Source organism: Pedobacter sp. KBW06, from assembly GCF_003852525.1.
In the GTDB taxonomy this organism is placed as follows: domain Bacteria; phylum Bacteroidota; class Bacteroidia; order Sphingobacteriales; family Sphingobacteriaceae; genus Pedobacter.
Map to the genome: position 1 here is coordinate 19,159 of NZ_QAJL01000002.1, position 24,282 is coordinate 43,440.

The 24,282-nt window shown below is 41.6% G+C and carries 19 protein-coding genes; 8 read left to right on the forward strand and 11 right to left on the reverse strand.

Annotated features, from left to right (window positions below):
• The first annotated feature begins 335 nt into the window (after positions 1-335).
• The 5 genes from DBR43_RS10295 (at position 336) to DBR43_RS10315 (ending at position 6,241) form a co-directional block, all read left to right on the forward strand.
• Positions 336-1,844 carry a hypothetical protein gene (locus tag DBR43_RS10295; protein WP_124580586.1) on the forward strand — a complete coding sequence of 503 codons (1,509 nt, stop codon included), beginning with the start codon at positions 336-338 and terminating at the stop codon, positions 1,842-1,844.
• A 45-nt stretch (positions 1,845-1,889) separates the two neighbouring features.
• Positions 1,890-2,774, forward strand: coding sequence for a hypothetical protein (locus DBR43_RS10300; protein ID WP_124580588.1), 885 nt, complete (start codon positions 1,890-1,892; stop codon positions 2,772-2,774).
• Between the two features lie 198 nt (positions 2,775-2,972).
• On the forward strand, positions 2,973-3,797 hold the full coding sequence (locus DBR43_RS10305; protein WP_124580590.1) for an enoyl-ACP reductase: 825 nt from the start codon (positions 2,973-2,975) through the stop codon (positions 3,795-3,797).
• A 62-nt stretch (positions 3,798-3,859) separates the two neighbouring features.
• Positions 3,860-5,128 (forward strand): carboxypeptidase-like regulatory domain-containing protein, encoded by a 1,269-nt coding sequence (locus tag DBR43_RS10310; protein WP_233602936.1) that lies wholly within the window; start codon positions 3,860-3,862, stop codon positions 5,126-5,128.
• A 39-nt stretch (positions 5,129-5,167) separates the two neighbouring features.
• Positions 5,168-6,241: a PA0069 family radical SAM protein gene (locus DBR43_RS10315; RefSeq protein ID WP_124580592.1), complete on the forward strand. Its 1,074-nt coding sequence runs from the start codon at positions 5,168-5,170 to the stop codon at positions 6,239-6,241.
• A gap of 6 nt (positions 6,242-6,247) precedes the next feature.
• On the opposite strand, the gene DBR43_RS10320 is transcribed toward DBR43_RS10315, so the two are convergent.
• Genes DBR43_RS10320 through DBR43_RS10335 form a run of 4 tightly spaced genes read right to left on the reverse strand, consistent with a single transcriptional unit; the run spans position 6,248 to position 10,579 of the window.
• Entirely contained in the window at positions 6,248-7,183 is a 936-nt protein-coding gene (locus tag DBR43_RS10320; RefSeq protein WP_124580594.1) for a hydroxypyruvate isomerase family protein, read from the reverse strand.
• A gap of 38 nt (positions 7,184-7,221) precedes the next feature.
• A complete protein-coding gene (locus DBR43_RS10325) occupies positions 7,222-8,232 on the reverse strand; it encodes an FAD:protein FMN transferase (protein WP_124580596.1) in 1,011 nt (336 codons plus the stop codon).
• A 15-nt stretch (positions 8,233-8,247) separates the two neighbouring features.
• Positions 8,248-9,567, reverse strand: a complete 1,320-nt coding sequence (locus tag DBR43_RS10330; protein ID WP_124580598.1) for a Gfo/Idh/MocA family protein — start codon at positions 9,565-9,567, stop codon at positions 8,248-8,250.
• Between the two features lie 46 nt (positions 9,568-9,613).
• Positions 9,614-10,579, reverse strand: a complete 966-nt coding sequence (locus tag DBR43_RS10335; RefSeq protein ID WP_124580600.1) for a formylglycine-generating enzyme family protein — start codon at positions 10,577-10,579, stop codon at positions 9,614-9,616.
• A 234-nt stretch (positions 10,580-10,813) separates the two neighbouring features.
• On the opposite strand from DBR43_RS10335, the gene DBR43_RS10340 reads away from it, so the two are divergent.
• Positions 10,814-11,731, forward strand: a complete 918-nt coding sequence (locus DBR43_RS10340; protein WP_124580602.1) for a sugar phosphate isomerase/epimerase family protein — start codon at positions 10,814-10,816, stop codon at positions 11,729-11,731.
• A gap of 82 nt (positions 11,732-11,813) precedes the next feature.
• On the opposite strand, the gene ettA is transcribed toward DBR43_RS10340, so the two are convergent.
• Together ettA and DBR43_RS10350 are read right to left on the reverse strand one after the other, a co-directional pair.
• Complete coding sequence (gene ettA, locus DBR43_RS10345) at positions 11,814-13,493, reverse strand: energy-dependent translational throttle protein EttA (RefSeq protein ID WP_124580604.1); 1,680 nt, start codon at positions 13,491-13,493, stop codon at positions 11,814-11,816.
• A gap of 127 nt (positions 13,494-13,620) precedes the next feature.
• Positions 13,621-13,983 carry a hypothetical protein gene (locus DBR43_RS10350; RefSeq protein ID WP_124580606.1) on the reverse strand — a complete coding sequence of 121 codons (363 nt, stop codon included), beginning with the start codon at positions 13,981-13,983 and terminating at the stop codon, positions 13,621-13,623.
• 281 nt (positions 13,984-14,264) lie between these two features.
• Here DBR43_RS10350 and DBR43_RS10355 point away from each other — a divergent pair, with 281 nt between their 5' ends.
• Positions 14,265-16,805: an ATP-dependent Clp protease ATP-binding subunit gene (locus DBR43_RS10355; RefSeq protein WP_124580608.1), complete on the forward strand. Its 2,541-nt coding sequence runs from the start codon at positions 14,265-14,267 to the stop codon at positions 16,803-16,805.
• Positions 16,806-16,875: 70 nt separating this feature from the next.
• Here the strand turns inward: DBR43_RS10355 and DBR43_RS10360 are convergent, their stop codons facing one another.
• On the reverse strand, positions 16,876-17,970 hold the full coding sequence (locus DBR43_RS10360; RefSeq protein ID WP_199757023.1) for a WG repeat-containing protein: 1,095 nt from the start codon (positions 17,968-17,970) through the stop codon (positions 16,876-16,878).
• A 381-nt stretch (positions 17,971-18,351) separates the two neighbouring features.
• Between DBR43_RS10360 and DBR43_RS10365 the strand changes: the two genes are divergently transcribed.
• Positions 18,352-19,191, forward strand: coding sequence for an RDD family protein (locus DBR43_RS10365; protein ID WP_158622476.1), 840 nt, complete (start codon positions 18,352-18,354; stop codon positions 19,189-19,191).
• A gap of 92 nt (positions 19,192-19,283) precedes the next feature.
• Here DBR43_RS10365 and DBR43_RS10370 read toward each other — a convergent pair whose 3' ends face one another.
• From DBR43_RS10370 to DBR43_RS10385, 4 genes are all read right to left on the reverse strand, one after another.
• The gene (locus tag DBR43_RS10370; RefSeq protein ID WP_124580612.1) at positions 19,284-20,102 is read right to left on the reverse strand and encodes an alpha/beta hydrolase; all 819 of its coding nucleotides are present in this window, start codon (positions 20,100-20,102) and stop codon (positions 19,284-19,286) included.
• 5 nt (positions 20,103-20,107) lie between these two features.
• Positions 20,108-20,980, reverse strand: coding sequence for an ROK family protein (locus tag DBR43_RS10375; protein ID WP_124580613.1), 873 nt, complete (start codon positions 20,978-20,980; stop codon positions 20,108-20,110).
• A gap of 220 nt (positions 20,981-21,200) precedes the next feature.
• Positions 21,201-23,270 carry an OmpA family protein gene (locus DBR43_RS10380; protein WP_124580615.1) on the reverse strand — a complete coding sequence of 690 codons (2,070 nt, stop codon included), beginning with the start codon at positions 23,268-23,270 and terminating at the stop codon, positions 21,201-21,203.
• Positions 23,271-23,285: 15 nt separating this feature from the next.
• Positions 23,286-24,281, reverse strand: coding sequence for a type IX secretion system membrane protein PorP/SprF (locus tag DBR43_RS10385; protein ID WP_124580617.1), 996 nt, complete (start codon positions 24,279-24,281; stop codon positions 23,286-23,288).
• Position 24,282: the final 1 nt, after the last annotated feature.

Here is a 24,282-nt window from a genome sequence, read left to right on the forward strand (position 1 = left end):
GAATTATCTCAAGAATACCACTAAATCTTACTTATCCTATGATTGGTAAGATTAGAGTCGCATCGATAAATTTTAACAAAAAAACCATTACACAAACAGTTAAGGTTAGTATAACTTATTTTTAATCAATAACCCCACCGAAATAATTAAAGCGGCGGATATTAAACACCCTCACAAGTCTACTTTCCTAAACTAGGAAAAATTCTCATCACAAATTAAACGCAAACATTTGATTTTCATTTATTTGTATTACATTTAATTTAATAACGAAGTTATCCTCGTTTAACAAACTCGCTCCAAACTAACAATAAATTTACGTTCATTTATCAAAATACATGAAGAAAGCTAGCTCTCTCTATTTACGAATATCGATAATTGGATTATTTTGCCTACTACAGTTGCTTACTGTAGTAAGCTGTAAAAAAAATGATCTGCCACAACCAATAACTCAGGGAGAGTTGGAAGACTGGTACAGCAAAAATAGATCAGTGAACGATGTATATTTTAAAGACATGATGCCCTTATGGGATTCAATCTATATAAATGACCAAACTGATCAGTGGGTATATGAATTAAATCTTTCGAATCCTAAAAATGTTCACCAAACATTAGGCTCTGTAAAATACAATAGTAATTCAAAGAACAATATTAGGTTACTCATATTTAAGAATAAAACAACGGGAAAAATTACAACTGGTTGCTACATGTCTGTTTTAAATGAAGAACCTGAATTGCAAAACTTAAAAGATATACATTACAAACATGCTGAGAATCTTAGCGGCAAGGTCATGTTTTTTAATATGAGGGGAAAGCTTGAGAATGGCTGGGAATATATTAAAGGTAGTATTGTAAAGAGAATCAATGGCAGTCTTGAAGGATATAATTATGGAACCAGAATCTATTATTCGCATTTAAAAAATGTGGGTAATACAAGACGTTTAGGCAATAGTAATACATTGATGATCTATCAAGATCCTCCATGCATATCGATGCAGCCTGACTACAAGACATCTTGTGTTGGAGTTGAGGGATATATGGAATGTACAACCTATGTATCTGGATATAGTTGTATGGTATACGCCCCGGGGGCCGGCTCTGGTGGTGGTGGCGGCGGTGATGGTGATGGTGGCGGATACACTCCATATCCTGGAGGAGGAGGTTCAGGCACTATTGATCCAGATCCAATCATTCCCGTCTGGGACATCATTGATTCATTAGTAAATTATCCATGTGCGCAAGACTTGTTAGCTCAAATGCCTTATTTGAAAAATGATATCGCGGAAAAGATAAACTCGACTTTTAACGGAAATTGCGATTTTCATATTAAATTTGTATCCTCGCCTTTTTCTTCGACTCCTAATATAGATGGAGATCATCAGGTCACTAATCTCGTAATGAAAAATGGATACAATTGGGATGCAGGATTTTCCATGGAATCACGCATTCGTATTAATGAAGAAGTGCTGAACCATGCGACTAAAGAATATATATTAGTTACGATGTACCACGAAGCTTTACATGCATATTTAAACGTCGAAAAAAGCAGACTGGGAGACCAGTTTACTACTGTTTATCCGGAAATCAATCCTGCGTATGCCAATAGTTTAACTGGAGGTATTGATGTAACAAAAGCTGTTTTTGTGAACCAACACACGGTAATGGGAAATAATTTTGTTAAGGAGTTATCTGCAGCTATCTGCAGCTTTAATACGAAACTACCAAAAATTACTGCAGACGCCCTTGCTTCATCGGGCATCCTTGCCATGGGCGCAGACGCAAAGCTTTTAAATCAAAATGAGCGTGATGTAAGAAAGAATAAGTTCACAGGGTCAAAATGTCCATAAAATGTCCCAATTACTATAATATAAGGTATTACAACAATTTGACAGATGAAAAAAACAACAATACTCTTTATACTTACCATCATATCTACAGCCTTGCTAGCTCATGATAAATATTTTGTCCTCGATTTGGATAGTAAGGATTATAAAGTCGTTGATATTAGTCTCCATGCAAATAAGGCTTATGGAAAATCTATAGACATTGAGCTCTATAACCTTAGGTACGACAAAAATACATTGATTTTGTTTTCTATTCTTCCCACAGTATCAAAAGAAAATTGGTCTGCAGTGAATGTTAAAGACCTAAAAGCCCAGATTATCGATTTTAGACAATTAAAACTGCTGTTTGAAGATGGCTTTAAGATGTTCCTGAACTCTAGTGGTTATGATTCCGATCACTTAAAAAGACAGGATATTATTTTAATTATCAAAAAGGGGGATAAATATTTCAGGTCCGAAAACTGTATTACCGAGTACTTTAAGATGATTGAACAACCAGTATTATTCCCAAATCTAATGGGCAATATATACATCAATACCAAATCACCCGACTTATCTGTTAAAGCATTTGAAACAAGACACAAAGAGATCTATAAGGACTTTTCTGTAAATGCTATTACCTCTAAAAATCAAACCGGTAGCTCAAGTTTAAAGAGACCTTTAGAACGGCCTTTAACTTTCTTTTCCGGTTCATTAGAGATACTGGGATATAAGTGTTATAAGTTTTGGCAATTCACAGACTGGCGGGTTGCAGACGGATTAAATCTGAGAAGGGGAATTGACCGCTTTTTGTATGTTCCAGAGTTAGGTATTATAGGTGGATCATTTGATTCTTGGTTTGAACCAATGGTTTCACAAACCGTCATTTTTGATCACTATATGAATGAAGTATTAATCATTCCTGAATCAGCAACTGATATTCATATTCACTAGATAACACAGCCCATTAGAAGCCCGGATCAAAAGCTTTATTGATGCCATACATTTTGCCCCACTGGCTCAAGGCCTTAATAAGGCTAACTAATTACAATTTTTATATGACCACTCAGAAAAAAGCTGCGTCTGACTAAATCCAAAAATATGTTAATTTTTATTACTTTCGACACGAAGTAATGTATAACAAAACAAGAAATTATGTACAACTTATTAAAAGGTAAACGCGGCATCATCACCGGTGCACTGGATCAGAATTCCATTGCATGGAAAGTGGCTGAAAAAGCGCATGAAGAAGGTGCCGAATTTGTTTTAACCAATGCCCCTATCGCCATGCGAATGGGAGAAATCAATGCTTTAGCCGAAAAAACAGGCTCAAAGATCATCCCTGCTGACGCAACCAGCGTGGAAGACCTCACTAACCTTTATACCCAATCACAAGAGATATTAGGTGGAAAAATAGATTTTGTACTCCACTCGATCGGAATGAGCGTAAACATTCGCAAAAAGATCCCTTATACAGAGTCTAACTACGATTATTTCATGAAAGGAATTGACGTGTCCGCGCTTTCTTTTCATAAAATGTTAGCAGTAGCTAAAAAATTAGATGCCATTAGTGAAGGTGGTAGTGTGGTCGCCCTGACCTACATGGCCGCACAAAGAACCTATCCTTTCTATACCGATATGGCAGACATTAAAGCCATGCTGGAATCTATTGCCAGAAGCTTTGGTTATCATTATGGCCTGGAGAAAAAAGTCCGTATCAATACGGTTTCACAATCTCCGACAAAAACAACCGCAGGTTCAGGAGTTAAAGGCTTCGGCGACTTCTTTGATTTTGCCAATTCTGTTGCCCCACTGGGCAATGCAGATGCAGAATCCTGCGCAGATTATTGCATCACCCTGTTCTCAGACCTTACCAGAATGGTAACAATGCAGAACCTGTTCCATGATGGAGGTTACTCTTCTACAGGAGTAAGTGACGATGTAATGAAAAGACTGGGAATTGAATCAGAATCCTGATCAACCACAGACAAGTAGTAAAAGCCCTGAAAAGGGCTTTTTTTATGCTTTTAAATCTATAAATGATTGGCTACATTAGCCAGATGATGAAATGGTACTCCTGTTGTGTTTTGCTTTTATTTTTCTCTTTTAACGGCTTCGGGCAAAATCTATTCAGTATTTCCGGAACGGTGAAGGATGGAGAAGGGAAACCTCTTCCGGGAGCAGGCATCTATCTGGCCGGATATAAAGCGGCCACGGTATCCGATGGCAACGGACAGTTTATATTGAGCAATGTGGCCGTGGGCAATTACGATGTCCTGATCCAGATGATGGGCTACCTTCCCCTGAGTAAAAACGTGCTGATCTCGGATAAATCCGTTAAAATTGAGGCTGTGTTAAAGGAAAACACGATTCAGCTGAAAGAGGTCGTCATCAAAGCGGACCCAAACCGGGCGCGTTACCTGGAAATGTTCAAAGACCATTTCATCGGGAAAACACCCAATTCCGAGAAATGTAAAATCCTCAATCCTCAGGTGATTCAAACGGAGTACGACAAAGAAAGAAAAATATTGAGGGTCACAGCCAATGAATTCCTCCTCATCGAAAATAAATCACTGGGTTACCGCATCAAATACCTTTTGGAGTATTTTGAAAGAGATTTCGTAGACAATGTGGTTTTCTATGCCGGCCACCCTTCTTTTGAAGAATTGCCTGCCTCCTCCTCAAAAAGAAAAAGCTGGCTGAAGAAAAGAGAAATCGCCTATGCAGGTTCTTCTCAGCATTTTTTCCGCTCCCTCTATCAGAATACGACGAAAACGGAAGGTTTTATCATTCATAAGATGAGGAGTGTTGCCAACCGCAACAGGCTTCCCGACAGCCTCATTAATGCCAGCATTAAGCGCTTGTACAAACCTGGAAATACCATTGTCCGCATTGGCCCGGGTTTTACCTCTCCGCTAAACGATTCCATCAGCTATTGGCTCAAACAAAGGGCAGTCGCAAAATCATTGAACGTCCTGGACAGGTCGGAAATCCTGACCGATACCCTGGCTACCCAATTGTATAAGGATGTCAAAACAATGAATTTCGACGGAGACCTGTATGTGATCAACACCAATGAACGCGAAACCGAAGATTATACCGCTTTTTCCGGTCATGCGGTTGCCAGACCACTCGATATCCCCAATTATCAGATTTCTACCCTTCACATCCTGAAAGGCCCTATCCATTTTTACCCTAACGGAGGGATTTTCAATCCGAAATCTGTCCTTCTGGGTGGATTCTGGGCTTATGAGAAAATCGCCGACATGGTTCCTATGGATTATATCCCCAATGTAAAAGAAGAATAATCATTTGCAAATTGCTAATATTATTAGTAATTTTAACTAATGATATTAGACGAAGAACCTAAGGACAATTACTTTAAAGGCAGGGGGGCACAGCTCAACCCGCACAACAGGTTTGCGAAGGATGATTATGTAAAAGAACATTCGGAAGGAATAGACGATTGGGAAGAAGCCGATCAAAAGACAACTTTCATCATCGGAAAAAGTAAATCTATTGTCAATAAGGTGGACAGTCCGGATGTAGGAATGGACTATTCCCTCAACCCTTATCAGGGATGTGAACATGGTTGTACCTATTGTTATGCCCGGAATGCCCATGAATATTGGGGATTTAGTGCAGGGCTTGATTTTGAAAGGAAGATCATCGTCAAGAAAGATGCACCACATTTGTTCAAAAAATTCCTGGAGCGTAAGGGCTGGGATGCGGCCGTCATTTCACTTTCCGGCAATACCGATTGTTATCAACCCGCAGAAAGGCAATTCAGGCTCACCCGTCAGCTGTTGGAAATCGCCCTGGAATACCGTCAACCGATAGGCCTGATCACCAAAAATGCATTGATCCTCCGGGACCTCGACCTGTTAACTGAGCTGGCAAAGCTAAATCTGTGTATGGTATATGTTTCGATTAACAGCCTGAATGAAAAGCTCAGACAAAAGATGGAACCCCGGACCACCACTGCCAAACAGCGGTTAAAAGTAGTGGAAGAACTCAGCAAAGCAGGGATTCCCATGGGCGTTATGGTGGCCCCGCTGGTTCCCGGCTTAAGTGATCATGAAATTCCGGCCATTTTAAAAACGGTAGCCAATGCGGGTGCTCAGGCAGCAGGTTATACGATTGTCAGGCTGAACGGCGCAATTTCCGGCATCTTTGAGGACTGGCTTCGCAAGAATTATCCGGACCGTTTTGAAAAAGTATGGCATGCGATCCAGTCCTGCCATGGAGGAAATGTAAACGACAGCAGGTTTGGGGAAAGAATGAGGGGCGATGGCAACATCGCAAAGCTGATCAGAGACAGCTTTAAACTGCATTGCCGGCTAAACCATTTAAATGAAGGGGTAATAAAACTGGACTCTGGCTTATTTAAAGTTCCAAAAGCCCAGTTTAGCTTATTTTAAGCGTTTTTAAGAAAGAAAATCATCCGACTCACGGTAAGCCTGGATCACACGGAGTTCTCCTTCCTTACCCCCTTTAGAATTCCCGTGCTCCATTCCCATCACGCCTTTATATCCTTTATTGTATAAGTGCTTGAATAAGTTCTTGTAATTGATCTCTCCGGTAGTCGGTTCTTTCCTTCCCGGATTGTCGCCGATCTGGATATAGGCAATCTCGTCCCAGCAACGGTCCATGTTCACGATCAGGTTGCCTTCGGTTTTCTGCATGTGATAAATGTCGTACAGAATTTTGCAGGAAGGACTGTTTACGGCCTTACACACGTTAAAGGTTTCATGCGTTTGCTGCAGGAAAAGCTCTGGCGTATCGCTCAGTGTTTCCAATACCATGATCAGGCCATGCGGTTCAAAGATCTCCGCTCCTGCCCTCATGGCATCTACTACATTTGCCATTTGGTTTCCATATGGAAGTTTACGCTCATAGAATCCCGGAACAACGGTCATCCATTTTGCATTACATCTTTTTGCTGCTTCTACGGATTGTTTGCAGGTTTCCACAAACTTGTCTTTAAATTCTTTCTTTCCTGTGGTCAGGGAAGTCTTCCAGTTGTCGCCCCCATCTACCACAAACACGCCCATCCTCATGCCCAGTTTGGCCAGTAAATCACCTATTTTCTTTTGTTCTTCTATAGGTCTGCCGAGATATCCGTTGTCTTCGATCGAGCGAAAGCCCTGATCATACATATACTGAATCTGGTCCAGGAAACTTTTACCCGCATGATTGGCAAACATGCCCTGATGTGGTGCATAATCCAGGTTAAAGGTTTTTCCTGCAAGTCCTGTTGCTGCGCTACCCGATGCAGGTGCCGCAGCTGCACTTAGGGAAGATCCGGCCAATGCCGCACCTGTGGCGATAAAGCTATTTCTTAAAAATTCTATTCTTTTCATAAATTATGCTTTGGTTGGTCTGGTTGTAAGTCTATTGTTTATTTTAAAATCATCTTTCTGAAACCGCTCGTCAGGGTATCGGCTACGCTTCCATCTTTACGATGGTAAATCAGGTAAGCCTCCATCCCTTTTTTAGCGTTCACAAAGGCCAGTGCTTCCTCTACCCCCATTGCCATGACCGCATTGTCATAACCATCGGCAGTAATGGCATCTTTGGCATAGATTGTTGCACTGATCAGCTGATTGTCTAAAGGATAACCCGTTTTGGGGTTAATCAGGTGTGCGATCTTTCCTTTGCCCCGCTGCAGGTATTTCCGGTAATTTCCGGAAGTGGTTACGGCACCACTGCTGAAACTTAAGATGTGCCTGATTTCGGGTTCCGATTGTGCAGATAAGGCAGGTCCTTCAATTCCGATCCTCATCACGGAACCGTCTGGTTTTGAACCTGCAACCCGCAGTTCTCCCCCAATTTCGACCACAAAGGAGCGAATTCCTTTCTTTAGCAGGTAATCGGCAACCACATCTACACTGTAGCCCTGAGCGATCCCATTCAGGTCGATCTTTATTCCAGGTTTTTTCTTTTTGAGGTAATTTCCCTTGAGTTCGAGGTAATTCATTCCTACATTTTGCAACAGTTGTTTCACCGTTGCGCTGTCAGGAAAGCTTTCCACAGGTTTCGGCCCAAATCCCCAGGCCTGAACCAGGGGCGCTACCGTGACGTCAAATTTCCCCTGAGTAGCTGCATAGATCTCAAAGGATTTTCTCATTACCGCGGCAAAATGAGCATCCAATAGGATTCCTTTCTCTGCCCTGTTGAACTGGCTGATCAGAGAATAGGATTTGTAAAGGGACATGGAAGAATCGATCTTTAGCAAGATGCTGTCTACTGCACTTTTGGTAACGACACTGTCTTCCGCGAAATATTTAATGGAATAATCTGTCCCCTGAGCATAGCCATGGATACTATACTGCTGCTGATCTTTCTTTTGTAAAAAAAGAGAGATCAGCAACGGTAACAGCAGGATTGCCGACTTAGGAACAATGGCCACAAGCGGAATTCCTGTTTAAATTATTTTTGATTTTCCCGGAGTAGGGATTGGATACAAGCCATTTTCATCCGGCATTAATCTTGGATTTGCCGTCCAGCTCAATTCTGCCGGCATCAGACTGTTGTCTGCTTTAAGGGCCTCATCCCATTTAATTGTTTGTCCTGAATACGTTGCATACCTGCCCACGATTGCGGTGAAGCAGCTTTTTGCACCACGTTCTGCATCGGCGAATTTATACTCACCTTTTGCTATTGCAGCAAAGAGTTCATCATGTTCGGTCTGGTATGGATTTGCATTGCCCTTGGTTGGGTGACTGAAAAGCTCTTTTCCTTTATGGTCCCAAAGTACCCCATTATTGCCCGCAGAAAGGTATACGCGGCCTTTAGTACCCTGGAAAGTTTCATCTACACGGTTTGCAATTCCTTCGAAATGGCGACACTGGCTGTAAATCACAGATCCATCCGCATAAGTCAGCTCTACCGCATGGTTGTCATAGATCTCTCCGTAGTCTTTCCCTGTTCTCCAGGCACGACTTCCGGTTCCCTGAATAGAAACAGGGTAAGCATTTTTAACCCAGTTGGCAATGTCAATATTGTGAACATGCTGCTCTACAATATGATCTCCGCACAACCAGTTGAAGTAATACCAGTTTCTCATTTGATATTCCATCTCCGTTTGTCCTGGCTGGCGTTTTTTCACCCATACCCCACCACTGTTCCAATATACCTGACCACTCACTACGTCGCCTATTGCGCCATCCTGAATGCGTTTTAAGGTTTCTCTATAGTTTGCCTGGTACCTGCGTTGCAGACCCACAACTACGTTTAATTTCTTTTGTTTCGCGAGTTCTGCCGCAGCAAGTACTTTACGGACGCCAGGCGCATCTACTGCAACCGGTTTTTCCATAAATACATGTTTTCCCTGCTTAATCGCTTCTTCGAAATGTGTAGGTCGGAATCCCGGAGGGGTCACCAGCAATACCACATCCGCAAGGGCGATGGCTTTCTGATACCCATCAAAACCTACAAATCTGCGGTCCTGAGGAACATCAACTTTTTCTTTAAATTTATCTGAAAGTACTTTATAGCTGTTGTCCAGTCTGTCCTGGAAAGCATCAGCCATAGCGACCAGTTTAATATTCTGCTTGGTGCTCAATGCCTGAAAAGCAGCCCCGGTTCCACGGTCACCGCATCCGATCAGTGCAATTTTAATGGTATCATCCGTAGAAGAATGACCACCTGCAAAGGCAAATTGATTTAGCATTACGCCACCTGCCACTAATGCAGATGTCTTTAAAAATTCACGGCGCTTATCGCGCAATTCTTCCTTATTCATAGTTTTTGGTTGGTTTATATTTGGTTGTTAGTGTGAGTTCTTTTTTCTAGTAATCTGCGATTACCGGTTTATTGTAATAGGCATCTATGGCTTCTTTTGAAGGAGGTGTAACCGGTCTTACCAGTCGCATTCCAATGAAAGGGGCTTCAGGAAACCACCAGTTGCTTTTTGGAATCTGTGGGTCCAGCTGTTTCCATACCGGATCTGAGGCTAATCTGGCTGCAGAACGTATATCTTTAGGCACATCATCATAAGAGCCTCCACGGATCACATGAGAATACAGTTTATCAGGCACAGAAACCGGGTTCTTCGCTTTTTCGCCTGTAACTCCTTTATAAAAATCAGGAACATACTGGTCATAGGTCCATTCTCCTACATTGCCGTACATATCGTATAATCCCCACTGGTTTGGTTTTTTCTGTCCTACCACATGGGTTTTTCCTGCACTGTTTTCTTTAAACCAGGCATAATCTCCGAGTTTAGCGGCGTCGTTACCAAAGGCATATTCTTCCGTGCTTCCTGCTCTGCTGGCATATTCCCATTCTGCTTCCGTTGGCAAGCGATAAAAAACACCGGTCCTTGCATATAACCATTTACAATACTGAATGGCATTGTAATGGGTCATCGCCAATGCGGGATGGTTTTCTTTCCCCATACCAAAAGTCATGTCGAGGTAGGGCTTCGTTGGCCTGGTTACCGCGTCTACATTGGCTGGAACAGGTCCGGTACTGTGTGTGGTTTCGTAATCTTTATATAAGAAAGGTTCGTAGATGTCCCAGATCACTTCATAGGTACTCATCCAGAAAGGGTCGATGGTTACCTTGTGAACAGGTTGCTCATCTGCTTTTCCTTTTTTACTTCCCATCTGGAATTCTCCACCGGGAATGGCCTTCATTTCAAAGCTTAATTTTGTGCCGTCAATTTGTTGTTTGTAAGCGCTGTTTTTCTCCTGAGCGGAGGCGCAAAAAGCAGAGACAAAGAGTGGGATTGTCAATAATACTTTAACTTTCATCTATAAGATTTTGATTCAACTGATATTTTACCTGACCTATTTAATCTCTAAAATAGAAGCATTTAGCCGAAATCCAAAATCCACAGGTGCATTAATTAACAAAATGTGTTAAAAACACACTAAGTTGTTACTAATATTGACATTAGCCGCCCAACAGAAGCCTTTTTTTGAAAGTATTTTTTTTCCAGACATAAATTAATACCTTGTATCATTCATCACTAAAACTAACCACAAATGAAAGTAACAGACCGTAGAAACTTCATCAGAGATCTGGGCATTTTATCTGCCGCCGCAAGCATCTCTTCTCTCCTTCCTCTGGAAGCCCTTGCCGCAGATAAAAAAGAATTTTTTCAGATCTCTCTTGCGGAGTGGTCATTTCATAAAGCACTCTTTGCCGGAAAGATGACCAACATGGATTTTCCGCTAAAAGCAAAAAATGATTTTGGCATTCATATCGTGGAATATGTAAGTCCTTTTTTCAAAAAGAAGGAAACGGATAAAACTTATTTAAAAGAACTTAAAGACAGAACAGATAGTGAAGGCATCCAAAACCACCTGATCATGATCGATGGAGAAGGCAATCTGGGTGATTTAGATGATAAAGCGAGATTGATCGCGGTAGAAAACCATTACAAATGGGTGGATGCTGCTAAATTTCTGGGCTGTAAAACCATTCGGGTAAATGCGGCAGGAAAAGGAACAGCAGAAGAAATTAAAGCCTCTGCGATTGACGGATTAGGGAAACTGACCGAATACGGTAAGAAAAACAAGATCAATATCATTGTGGAAAACCATGGCGGATATTCTTCGGATGGAAACTGGTTATCTTCGGTGATCAAGGGTGTAAACAGCTCTTATTGCGGAACCCTTCCTGATTTCGGAAACTTCAGAATCAGTGCGGAGAAAGAATATGATAAATATCAGGGGGTAAAAGACCTGATGCCTTTCGCAAAAGGTGTGAGCGCCAAAACCCATAATTTTAAAGAAGACGGTGAGGAAACAGACATCGATTATACCCGTATGTTTGAGATCATCAAAGCGGCAAAATGGACTGGAATTGTTGGCATAGAATACGAAGGGTCGACTTTATCCGAAGAAGAAGGAATCAGAAAAACAAAAGAACTACTGGAACGCGTCAGGAATAAATTCTAAGCCCGTTCTTTATAAGCAAAATGCTTTATATACAAAAATGGCTGCTTCCTTTCGGAGCAGCCATTTTTTGTTTTGCGGTCGTTTAAACCAGTTTTTTATATTTTAAACGGTGTGGAGTGACATCTCCAAGACGTTTTTTACGGTTTTCCTCGTAATCGCTGTAGTTTCCTTCGAAGAAGTAAACCTGCGAATCGCCTTCAAAAGCAAGAATATGCGTACAGATACGGTCTAAGAACCAGCGATCGTGACTGATCACTACTGCACATCCGCCAAAGTTTTCCAGCGCTTCTTCCAATGCCCTTAACGTGTTTACGTCAATATCATTGGTTGGCTCATCGAGTAACAATACGTTGGCACCTTTTTTCAAAGTGATGGCCAGATGGACCCTGTTGCGCTCTCCACCGGAAAGTATCCCCACCTTTTTCTGCTGGTCGCCGCCATTGAAGTTGAATTTAGATACATATGCCCTTCCACTTACTGCTTTATTTCCCAACTGAATGTTATCTAAACCATCAGTAATGTTTTCATAAACAGTTTTATTAGGATCAAGGTCATTGTGCATTTGATCCACATAACCTAAAGCAACGGTTTCTCCAACGCGGAATGTTCCGGTATCCGGTGTTTCCTGCTCCGTAATCAAACGGAATAAAGTGGTTTTACCTGCACCGTTTGGACCGATGATCCCTACAATGCCTGCCGGAGGTAAAGAGAAACTCAGGTTTTCAAACAAGAGTTTATCGCCATAAGCTTTGGTGATGTTATTGGCTTCAATCACCACATTTCCTAATCTTGGTCCTGCAGGGATAAACAGCTCCAGTTTGTCTTCTCTTTCTTTTGAGTCTTCAGAAGCCAGTTTGTCATAGTTTGATAAACGTGCTTTAGATTTGGCATGTCTGGCTTTTGGCGCCATGCGTACCCATTCCAGCTCTCGCTCCAGTGTTTTCTGACGTTTGCTTTCTGTTTTTTCCTCCTGTGCCAGGCGTTTTGCTTTCTGATCTAACCAGGAAGAATAATTTCCTTTCCATGGAATACCTTCACCTCTGTCTAATTCCAGGATCCAGCCTGCTACATTGTCCAGGAAGTACCTATCGTGGGTTACTGCAATTACAGTTCCTTTATAATCTTTCAGGAATTGCTCTAACCAATCGATACTTTCGGCATCCAGGTGATTCGTAGGCTCATCCAGTAACAATACATCCGGTTCCTGTAATAACAAACGGCACATCGCTACGCGGCGACGCTCACCACCCGATAAAACACCAATTTTGGTATCCGGATCAGGGCAACGAAGCGCATCCATGGCACGCTCCAGTTTATTGTCCAGCTCCCAGGCATTTGAGGCATCAATTTTATCTTGTAGTTCACCTTGTTTGGCCATCAGTTTATCCATTGCATCTGCATCTTCATAAACTTCAGGTAAGCCAAACTGCTCATTGATAGACTCGTATTCTTTAAGGATGGCTGTAATCTCAGCAACACCTTCTTCCACTACTTCTCTAACTGTTTTATTTTCATCCAGTTCAGGCTCCTGAGCCAGGTAACCAACGGTATATCCCGGAGAGAAAACCACTTCTCCCTGGAAGGATTTATCTAAACCTGCGATGATTTTTAAAAGAGATGATTTACCAGATCCGTTCAAACCGATAACACCAATTTTGGCACCATAGAAGAAGGAAAGGTAGATGTTTTTTAAAACTTGCTTTTGGGGTGGATAAATCTTATTTACCCCCGCCATTGAAAAGATTATTTTTTCGTCTGACATATTTGCTTATTATATTTTATGCCTTTAGCAGGCTTTATAGAATTAAAATTAATGAAATAAGGTTAGGGGCACAAAGATAAGGATGTAATCCCCATTAAAAAATTGTTTAGCAGATATCACAATAATATTAATTGTGCGCTTCGTCTGGTTCTTCTATATAGGTCTTGAACCGGTTCTCTCCGCCCTGCTCAAACAATATTCTTCCGCAGTGCTCACAATTATAGATGGTGCTGACTTTTACTTTACGCAGCCAAAGGTCATGAATCAGGTCGGCATCGCTCAATTCCAGGGCATAAGGCTCATTACCGAAATTCCGAACCACCCATTCTTCTCTTTTATTTACTTTAAGTGCTTCAATTAAATCTTTGATATGGTCAAATATTTCATATAATTCTTCAACATGCGTATCTTTAATAAAGTATCCTTTATAGGGAAGATCATCTGTTTGGTCTACAATGACATGTCCACACTTGCATAATAACTTCCCCATTGAGTAAATTAAGTGTTAAATATTTAAAACCATGAAAATTCTGACCGATAGGGATTTAGCTTCCGGTGTACAAAAGATGTTCTTTCGTCTGACATATTTGCGCATCGGTTTGTAAATATCACCAATAAAGTCAGAACTTAGTAAGATTTCTGAAATATCGGCAGTCTCAACATCCGTTTCCGCCGCTATGGCGTAATTGTTGATAAAATAATAAAATCAGGGGTGCCTTTTTATAAAACAATTTTTATAGTTTAGAGCATTCCCGATTTAGAAAGGTATATATGGAAGCTAAATTTTCTCCACAAGTAAAAGACGTGATATCTTTTAGCAGGGAAGAAGCCCTGAGATTAGGTCACGATTATATAGGCGCAGAACATCTTTTGTTGGGCCTAATTCGCGAAGGCGACGGTATGGCCATCAAGATCTTAAAATCACTGGGTGTTGATACTTCAAAACTTCGTCGTTCGATAGAAGACTCTGTTAGAGGTACGTCCAGTGTTACGGTTAACCTGGGGAATATCCCCTTGACCAAACAAGCCGAAAAGGTTTTAAAGATCACGTATCTGGAGGCCAAGATCTTCAAAAGCGATTTGATAGGAACAGAACACCTGTTGCTGTCGATCCTGCGCGATGATGATAACATTGCTTCTCAAATCTTACTGCAATACAGCATCAATTACGAGATTTTCAAACAGGAAGTTGAAGTGAATAAAAACGGTTTCAGAGATGAGACTCAAAATAGCGCATCAACTGGTGGTGACGATGATTATCGTGAGGAGGAAAGCTTCAGCAGCCCTAAAAAAGTATCGGACATCAAATCAAAAACTCCGGTTTTAGATAATTTTGGAAGAGACTTAACGAAAGCAGCAGAGGAAAACCGCTTAGATCCTATTGTAGGTCGTGAGAAAGAAATTGAGCGTGTGTCTCAGATCTTATCACGTCGTAAAAAGAACAATCCAATTCTGATTGGTGAGCCGGGTGTAGGTAAATCTGCTATTGCAGAAGGACTGGCATTACGTATTGTTCAGCGCAAGGTTTCCAGGGTATTGTTCAACAAACGTGTGGTGACCTTAGACCTTGCCTCATTGGTGGCAGGTACCAAATACCGCGGTCAGTTTGAAGAACGTATGAAAGCGGTGATGAATGAGCTGGAAAAATCTACAGATGTGATCTTATTTATTGATGAGATTCATACGATTGTAGGTGCCGGTGGTGCTTCAGGTTCACTGGACGCCTCGAATATGTTCAAACCTGCTTTGGCAAGGGGAGAAATTCAATGTATCGGTGCCACTACTTTAGATGAGTACCGTCAGTACATTGAGAAAGATGGTGCATTAGACCGTCGTTTCCAAAAGGTAATGATCGAGCCTGCTACACCGGATGAAACCATTGAGATCTTAAACCGTATCAAAGAAAAATACGAAGATCACCATGGGGTAACCTATACCGACGAAGCAATCAATGCCTGTGTGGCTTTGACTTCAAGGTACATTACCGACAGGTTCTTACCGGATAAAGCGATTGATGCTTTAGATGAAGCTGGTTCAAGGGTGCATTTAACAAACATCCATGTTCCTGAGAACATCATTGAGATTGAAAACAAGATTGAAGAGATCAAGCTTGAAAAGAATAAAGTGGTAAAAAGCCAGAAATACGAAGAGGCTGCGAAACTGAGAGATACTGAAAAGAATCTTTTAGAGGAGCTGGATCGTGCGAAGGCAGCATGGGAAGCAGAAACTAAAACCAAACGTTATACCGTATCGGAAGATAACGTGGCAGAAGTAGTTTCCATGATGACCGGAATTCCATTGCAACGTGTTGGACAAACCGATAGTGCTAAACTATTGAACATGTACGAAACAGTAGCAACGAAAATTATCGGACAGGATGATGCCATTAAGAAGCTGACAAAAGCAATTCAACGTACCAGAGCCGGATTAAAAGATCCTAAGAAACCAATTGGTTCATTTATCTTCTTAGGCCCTACAGGTGTTGGTAAAACAGAGTTGGCAAAAGAACTCGCCCGCTTCATGTTCGACAGTGATGATTCATTGATCCAGATCGATATGAGTGAGTACATGGAGAAATTTGCGGTTTCCCGTTTAGTGGGTGCGCCTCCGGGATACGTAGGTTATGAAGAAGGCGGACAGTTGACAGAAAAAGTTCGTCGCAAGCCTTATGCAGTGATTCTTTTGGATGAGATTGAAAAAGCTCACCCTGATGTATTCAACATCCTGTTACAGGTTTTGGATGAAGGACAGCTTACAGATAGCTTAGGCCGTAAAGTAGATTTTAGAAATACCATCATCATCATGACTTCGAACATTGGCGCACGTCAGTTGAAAGATTTCGGACAAGGCGTTGGTTTCTCTACTACAGCTAAGACAAATCAAGTGGATACACATTCAAGAGGTGTGATTGAAAATGCGCTAAAACGTGCTTTCGCTCCTGAATTCCTGAACCGTGTAGATGATGTAGTGGTCTTCAATACTTTGGGTAAAGAAGAAATCTTCAAAATCATTGACATTGAGTTGAAATCTTTATTCGGTCGTGTACATAACTTAGGTTATGAAGTGAAACTGACCGAAAGAGCTAAGGACTTCATCGCAGATAAAGGTTTCGACATCAACTTTGGTGCAAGGCCACTTAAACGTGCCATCCAGAAATACCTGGAAGATCCAATTGCAGAAGAAATCCTGAAAGGCGAGATCAATGATGGCGATACACTGGAAATTGATTACGACAAAGAGAGCGATCAAATTGTGGTAGAAAACAAAAGCCCGGGCAAGAAAAAGAAAAAAGAAGAAGGAAGTGTAGAATAACTATTCCGGAATAATCATAAAAAATCCCCTTTCAGCTAAACTGGAAGGGGATTTTTTAATTGGATTGCATTTACTTTAAGGCTCCTTTTCCTAAGCTGATGCTGATCAGTTTGTAGCCTTCTTCCGTCCTCAAAAAAGAAAAATGATCCTGAAATGAGTCCTTCCCTTTCCCATAAGAAATGACAATATTTTTTAGGGGATAGATCCATTCCTTTGCTGCCCCACAGTTATCAAAAAAGCGCTGGTATTCCTCTGATTCATAGATAAATTTGTTCAGCCCATCGTCAAAGATCTGGTATTTACAATCCGGACGGTTCAGCTGCAGCAGTTTCGTTTTTATGAGCTCGAAATTCCTGGTCATGAAACTGTGTTTATCTTCCGCCTTCCATCCATCCTGCTCTTCCCAATAGGTCAGCTCTTTATAACTAGCCTCCATTAAACTTTCTTTCGTAAAATGGTTAAGTAATGATTTTTTTAACCAGGTATCGAATTCTTTTCCAAAATCTATGAAGGAATAGTATTTACCCTGGCTGGTCTTAAAATTCTGTCGGACCGGATCTTCGTTCGGCTTATCGGAAACCAACAGGGAGAAGAAATTTAAATTACGCTCCGATTTGAAATCATCAATAAGCAACCGGTTATGGGTATCAATTAACAATTGCTTTCCGCCAACCCAACTGAAATGATAATCCCCGGAATCTTTTCCCCATTCCTCTTTTTTTGCCCCCTGTAATGCGATAACCATTCCATTTCTAACGCTGGTTATCGCGCTATAAATTGCAGGAATAGCGATGTCACCGTTGCGGTCAAACATGCCTTCTTTGTCCGTTTTCTTGTCCCTGAAGCGGATAAATCCCTCACTTTCACAATCTACGCCATTGTCAAATATATGCAGGCTGTCTCTGCCTACTATTCTTCCGGATTTGGTCAGGTAATAACTGGGCCACTTTTCATTTATTCTTTCCGTTACCCCAATAATGTCATCAAACTTACTGGCACTGATAAATCCGGTAAATTTGGGTTCAATCTTTACGTTATTCTTGCTGTCTTTAAAACCGATTAATGTGGTATCCTTATTATAAAACGCAATCCAGGGTTTGTTATCTTGTCCGAATGAACTGAAGCCGATCACCGTGAACAGGCTGGCGAAAATAAAATGTTTCATAGGCGGTTAAATCTTAGTTATATATAACGCAGGACAATCTAAAAAACTATCTTTCTGTAAAAATAATTAATAAAAACATCAATTGGGTTTCGGCTCATGTACTGACAGCGTACATCAGGCTGGAAATTAATCAGGAGATCAGTTGCAAATTACAAAAAAGAGAAGTAAAACGCCTCAATTTTTAATTTCAACTATATGATGTATAATTGCAGCTAAATATTCATTAACGCTAAAGCACCTCTCCTTTCCATGAAACCGTACAGAAAAATTTCATTGTTCGCTATCATTTCCTCTACGATAATCATTATTTGCAACCTGTTTTTCATTTCCTTTGGCAATGATCTGGAAGCACTTTCAGCGTTAGGAATGCTCCCTACAATCATGGGCATATTAAGTGGGACGCTATCAGCTTTCAATCTCAATTTTTTTAGCTATAGCCTTGATTTCACCTATTACCAATGGATCAATCTGGCATTTGATCTGTTATTTTTCTGTGGAGGATTACTTTACCTGAATAAAGGGAAAAGAATGCGCATCCTCAGGTTCACATTTTCTGTGATCCTGCTTTCTAAAGCCTTAACTTTTCTTAGTTCTTTCTTTTATTTGCCAGTCGACGCCGCAAATGAAAATTTAGTCAAAGACCTATTGTTTTTCGGATATTACAGTCTGGTAAACCTGGCCTGGATTTATTTTTCATTCCGCGTACTTAAATACCTGAATGGAACCAGAGAATTAGCAGTGGTACCCACTGAATATAGTACTGGTATTTCGAACTCATATGTCGAATCACCTAATGGCACACGTCTTTTTCATCTGGTGATAGACAGCGTCATGATCATCCTCATATTCAGTGTACCGATGATCACATTATTTCGCAGCAACATTTTTGGGGAGTTCTTTAACAATATGGCAGCAGCCTTTGGACCTAATATTTTTGCCATCTTCTTTCTGTTTTTTGCTACCGCAGTATATTATATCTTTTTTGAAGTTATTTTTCAAGCTTCTCCAGCTAAGTTTTTATCGGAAACAAGGGTACTGACCGTAGATGGCCGGCCAATCGACTTCACTAAATCTTTCGCGAGAACTCTTTCAAGATGGATCCCATTTAACGCCCTTTCTTTTCTATTCAGCCGTAATGGCTGGCATGACCGGTTTTCAGAAACAACTGTTTTAAAGGAAAAAGAAAACTCCGAAGAAAAGGAAGAAATTACCCTTTCTTAGTTGCAGGAAATCGATCTCATCGAATTTAAAGCAGGTTAATACAGCAATATATAGGGTTGAAATATCTACTCGATGGGTGTTTTATTTCTAAATTAAGCCTTATTGAAAAAGTTACTGAAAAACATCAGCTGAAAGCCAACTGCATTTTTCCAGTAATCCCAGTTATGGGCCCCTGGTCTGATCGTAAAATCATGAGGGATATTGTGGTACAATAATTCCTCATGAAGCTTATTGTTCACGTTATAGAAGAAATCATCCCTGCCACAGTCAATGATCAAAGCGAGTTTATTGGGAATGAGCAAATGCGTCATATTTACTACACTGTTCGCTTTCCAGCGTTCAGGTTGCTGTTCATAGCTGCCTAATCTTTTGGCAATGTCCCACTTCAGGGGGAAAGGCGTCATGTCAACTCCCCCACTCATGCTTCCCGCAGCGCCATAGACATCCTGGTGTTTAAAGGAAAGGTATAATGCCCCATGTCCGCCCATGCTCAGCCCGGTAATGGCCCTGCCTTTTCTGTCTTTAATCGTTTTATATTGCTGATCAATCTGGCTCACCAGTTCCGTGACGACATACGTTTCATACTTCCATTCCGGATCTACCGGACTGTCCATATACCAGCTGGAGACATTTCCATCCGGACAAACCAGGATCAATTGAAAATCATCTGCATATTTTTTCAATACGGTAACGGTATTGATCCAGCCATCATAGCTATCTCCATAACCGTGTAGCAGATAGACCGTCGGAAGGCTTTTCAGCTGCTGATAGTTGTCGGGAACGACAACCACCGCCTTTATTTTCTTTTTCATTGCAGCACTATAGGTCTGTATGGTATCTATCTTTGCCGCGAGGGCATTTGAATGATTCAGCAGGAACAATAGTCCTGCAATAAAAAAGTATTTCTTCATCTATCTTATTTTTGAGCCCATGCGCTCGCTGCACCTACCAGAGCTGCATCTTCCCACATTTCGCTTTGTCTGATCGCTACGGATTTATCTGTGATCTTACGCGTCAGTGCATCAATAAAGTGTTCCCATGTTTTGGCAATGTTGCCACCAATCACGACCACCTGTGGCTGCTCCTGAGCAATTAAATCGTTCAGAAAGATACTTAGATTGTCTGAAAATTCTTCAAAAATTTCATCTTTCACAGATTGTGCTGCAGTTGCCAGCATTTCTTCTACGTTTTTAACCTCTGCACCGGTAATTTCCTGATACCTTTTCATAAACCATCGCGTTGAGATATACTCCTCGGCAATACTTTCTTTAAAAGGACGGAATGCCCAGTTCATATCTACAGTGATCCCACTTGCATTACTGGTAGAACCTAATCCTGTCCCCAGGGTTACCCCTATTGCTCTTTCCTTATCTGCTGCTGCACCTGAGGCCAGCTCACCGCGAAGAAAGGCTTCCGCATCATTAATGAATACAATGTCTTCTTCAGGTATTTCCAGGCGCTGAGCCAGGATTTCCTTCACATTGATGTTGTATAAAGCATCGTATTTTTGCATCCCTTTCATCAAAGAGATTCCATGCTCATAATCAAATGGCCCTGGCATAGCGATCCCTATTTTGGAATTTTCACCATTGGTCCTGATGATCAGGGAAGAAAGTACTTTTAACCAGGATTCGATAATCACTTCTGCGGAGTCCATTGACGCGACCCTTTCACGTTTCATCGTGCTGTCGATTACTTTACATGTGGTTGCATCTACATGAGCAGCAGTGATGTGAGAGCCACCTATATCTACTCCTATATAGGGAAGTTTAGAAGATGTTGAATTCATTTTAGCCGTTATCTATATTTAAAATCTCAGCAAATTAATTAATAACTTTTGTATATTCTAATAGTTGTTAAATAGTTTTAGCAATATTTTTAACAAGCTTATTTTAATTTTACTCCGGAACAAAACAAAGCTGTTTTTTTCAAAAGCCAAAAGCGCCTGGCTAATATAAAAAAAGCGGGATCTTTTTAGGAATCCCGCTCTACGTTTTTTGTATTAAACACTATTGTTTGATGACCTTAAATTCCGTCCTTCTGTTGAGCTGATGTTCTGCATGACTACATTTCACACCGTTTCCGCATTTATTCAGCAGCATCGTTTCTCCATAACCTCTGGCCTTGATTCGTTCTTTCTCAATTCCACGATCAATCAGGTATTGTACCGCAGAATTCGCCCTGCGTTGCGACAACCATTGGTTATACTGATCCGCTCCCCTACTGTCTGTATGTGATCCCAGCTCAATCCAGATGGATGGATTTTCTTTTAGAATGGCCAGCAACTTATTCAGCTCCCTGGCTGCATCCGGTCTGATATTCGCTTTATCAAAATCATAATAGATATTTCTCAGCACATAGGTTTTCCCTGGTTCAAACTTATCTTTATCCAGAAAAGCCTCCATGGTTAGGGTATCAGATTTAGTAATTCCTTTTGTACTTACCATTTTCAGCACCGAAGTATAGCCCAGTTTGCTGATTTCGACCTTATAATCCTGGTCTTTTGTTAAACCAAAAAAGAACTTTCCATTCTGCTCCGTTACCTTGCGGTTCAGAACCTGTCCATTTCCGTCTGTTAAGGTCACTAACACCGAGTCTAAGCTCGCTTTACTCTTCTGGTCATAAACTGTACCATCCAGGGCAAGAATCATCACAGCAGGCGTCTGATCGTTGAAACTGTAAATATCGTCATCGCCGGCCCCACCTTCCCTGTTGGAAGAGAAATAACCCGTCTTGCCGTCTCTGCTGATGAAATAAAAATCATCACTCGTAGAATTCACCGGATATTTCAGGTTCTGTGATTTACTCCATTGTGTTTTTTCGCCACGACTGCTATAAATATCATATCCACCCATTCCTATTTTTCCTTTAGAGGAATAATACAATTCTCCGTAAGGGCCTGTAGTTGGAAAAGCTTCTTCTTCTTTAGTGTTGATCTCCGGACCACAGTTTACCGGTTTCCCCCAGCTTCCATCTGCCTGCAATTGGCTATACCAAATGTCTGTTTTCCCTACTCCACCAGGCATGTCTGAAGCAAAGTATAAGACTTGTCCATTTTTTGAAAGCGCCGCATGTCCCAGAGAATATTCTTTTACATTGTTGTAGGCGAAAGGTTTCAATTCCCCCCATTTGCCATCTTTTTTCAAGGCAATCATCAGTTCCAGTCTGCGGGTATACAAACGCTCCCTGATCTTGCCTTCTTTTTTATCCAATGGCAATTCGGAAGCAGAAGCCCTTGTCGCGATCGTCACATAAGCCACCTCTCCTGTCCCGTTCAGCTCCATTGGCCCGACATGGTATTCGGTTTTAGTTGGCGCATTTTGTTTGGTCACTACCGGAAGTTCTTCCTTCAATTGTGCATCCGGACTTGCCAGGTATAATTTCAGCCAGGGATTTCCTGTCCATTTATAAATGTCACTGCTTTTTTCATTCGCTTCGGTGTTCCGTTCTGAGGTAAATACAAAACCATCTTTCCCATAGTAATTCAATCCCCAGTCTGCGGATTTGGTATTTAGAGTCGCTACATTTTTGATCGCAATGTCTTTCGGCCGGCTGGTCCACAGAGCCGCACTATCGCAGGAATTGATCCTTAAGTTTACCTCCTCTTGGTTAACAGGCTCGCTTTCATTTGGCAGATCAGTATGTCTCGCCGAAGGTTTGATGCTCATTTCCTCCGGCTTAAGCAAGCTGCTGTAAGCACGATACTGCTCCTTTGCGAGGTCAAACTTTTTGTTTCGCTGCAAAGCTTCGGCATAATAGTAATGGCTCATCGGCTGTGCTTTCTTATTTTCTACTGCCTTTCCATACCACTTCTCTGCTTCCTCGTAAGCATTCATCATGCGGTAGCAATCGGCCAGTTTTTCTACCAGTTTCACATCGGGGTTCTTTCGTTCCGCAAGTGGAAGGTATAGCCTTGCCGCATTATAATATTCAAAGCGGTTAAAGAGCACATCCGCCTGTTGCTTACGGCTCAGCTGCTCCTGTGCCATTACGGAATTGCTTAGGAATAATGCCATTGTACTGATCAGCAACATGCGCTGCATCAGTAAAGCTGGTCTTTTAAATGCTGTTCTGTTCATATAATTCTGTTCAGCTTAAAAATAACGTGGACTCAATACTCTTGCTCTTTTTCCAGGGAAACTGATGCTCAGTGAAAGCTCATGCGAGCCGCTCTGATAGCTGGAAAGTTTACTCGTCGTATAATCAAAAGAATAACCCAGGCGAAAACGATTGCTCATCTGAAGCTCTATAATCCCGGCAACGGCATCGCTCTGGCTCAAGCCTTTTTGCAGGTTTTTCTTATCCCATAAGGTTACCCCGGTACGGTATGAAGCGCCCAGCCAAACTACCTTACTGATCAGCAGATACGCGTTCAGGTCTAAATTGGTTGGTCCTTTGAAATCTTCTTTCAACATAAAGGTAGGCTTCAGGTCCAGGGATTCCGATAAAGGAATCATCACACCTCCTGTGAGATAAATGTGTCTGACCTGACGTAACACTTTGTAATCCCCTTCTGTCTGGATGTCATCTTTTCTCATGCCCGACAGCAGGTCCATCACCGATGCACCAATGTAAAACTTAGGGGTATAAAAATAAACACCAAAACGAACATCCGGTCTCAGCTTACTCTCATTTCCTATCGGAATTGCCCCATCTCCAGGATCAGTCGCAATAAACTTCGATCCATCCAGGTTGTACTGCGTAAGCCCGGCACCGATACCAAAACTCAAACGTTTGGTATCTTCTGCATCCAATTGCAGACGGTAGGCATAATTCGCGTAAAAGGCAGAGGTATTCTGAGGGCCCAGGCGATCGGTTGTGGCAATAAAACCTAAGCCCATCTTCTTCGCCTGAGGGTCGACTATCCCGTCAAAGGAAGCTGTTGCGGTACGGGGAGCCCCTTCAATTCCCACCCATTGAGAGCGGAAACTGAAGTTGGCCGTCCAATCTTCTTTATAACCGGCGTAGGCTGGATTAACGGCAAGACCATTAAAAACATACTGACTGAACTGGATCGTCTGCTGCGCGTATCCACTGCTCAAACTGAAGATGAGCAGGGATAATAAACTATATTTCTTTAAATCTTTCATG

Bases quoted from the DNA above. Each gene is read 5' to 3' on its own strand.
- DBR43_RS10385 (WP_124580617.1), bottom strand. From the start codon at position 24,281: ATGAAAGATTTAAAGAAATATAGTTTATTATCCCTGCTCATCTTCAGT.
- DBR43_RS10375 (WP_124580613.1), bottom strand. From the start codon at position 20,980: ATGAATTCAACATCTTCTAAACTTCCCTATATAGGAGTAGATATAGGT.
- DBR43_RS10330 (WP_124580598.1), bottom strand. From the start codon at position 9,567: ATGAATAAGGAAGAATTGCGCGATAAGCGCCGTGAATTTTTAAAGACA.
- DBR43_RS10340 (WP_124580602.1), top strand. From the start codon at position 10,814: ATGAAAGTAACAGACCGTAGAAACTTCATCAGAGATCTGGGCATTTTA.
- DBR43_RS10315 (WP_124580592.1), top strand. From the start codon at position 5,168: ATGATATTAGACGAAGAACCTAAGGACAATTACTTTAAAGGCAGGGGG.
- DBR43_RS10380 (WP_124580615.1), bottom strand. From the start codon at position 23,270: ATGAACAGAACAGCATTTAAAAGACCAGCTTTACTGATGCAGCGCATG.
- DBR43_RS10360 (WP_199757023.1), bottom strand. From the start codon at position 17,970: ATGAAACATTTTATTTTCGCCAGCCTGTTCACGGTGATCGGCTTCAGT.
- DBR43_RS10370 (WP_124580612.1), bottom strand. From the start codon at position 20,102: ATGAAGAAATACTTTTTTATTGCAGGACTATTGTTCCTGCTGAATCAT.
- ettA (WP_124580604.1), bottom strand. From the start codon at position 13,493: ATGTCAGACGAAAAAATAATCTTTTCAATGGCGGGGGTAAATAAGATT.
- DBR43_RS10335 (WP_124580600.1), bottom strand. From the start codon at position 10,579: ATGAAAGTTAAAGTATTATTGACAATCCCACTCTTTGTCTCTGCTTTT.
- DBR43_RS10365 (WP_158622476.1), top strand. From the start codon at position 18,352: ATGGGCATATTAAGTGGGACGCTATCAGCTTTCAATCTCAATTTTTTT.
- DBR43_RS10320 (WP_124580594.1), bottom strand. From the start codon at position 7,183: ATGAAAAGAATAGAATTTTTAAGAAATAGCTTTATCGCCACAGGTGCG.
- DBR43_RS10300 (WP_124580588.1), top strand. From the start codon at position 1,890: ATGAAAAAAACAACAATACTCTTTATACTTACCATCATATCTACAGCC.
- DBR43_RS10350 (WP_124580606.1), bottom strand. From the start codon at position 13,983: ATGGGGAAGTTATTATGCAAGTGTGGACATGTCATTGTAGACCAAACA.
- DBR43_RS10355 (WP_124580608.1), top strand. From the start codon at position 14,265: ATGGAAGCTAAATTTTCTCCACAAGTAAAAGACGTGATATCTTTTAGC.
- DBR43_RS10310 (WP_233602936.1), top strand. From the start codon at position 3,860: ATGATTGGCTACATTAGCCAGATGATGAAATGGTACTCCTGTTGTGTT.
- DBR43_RS10295 (WP_124580586.1), top strand. From the start codon at position 336: ATGAAGAAAGCTAGCTCTCTCTATTTACGAATATCGATAATTGGATTA.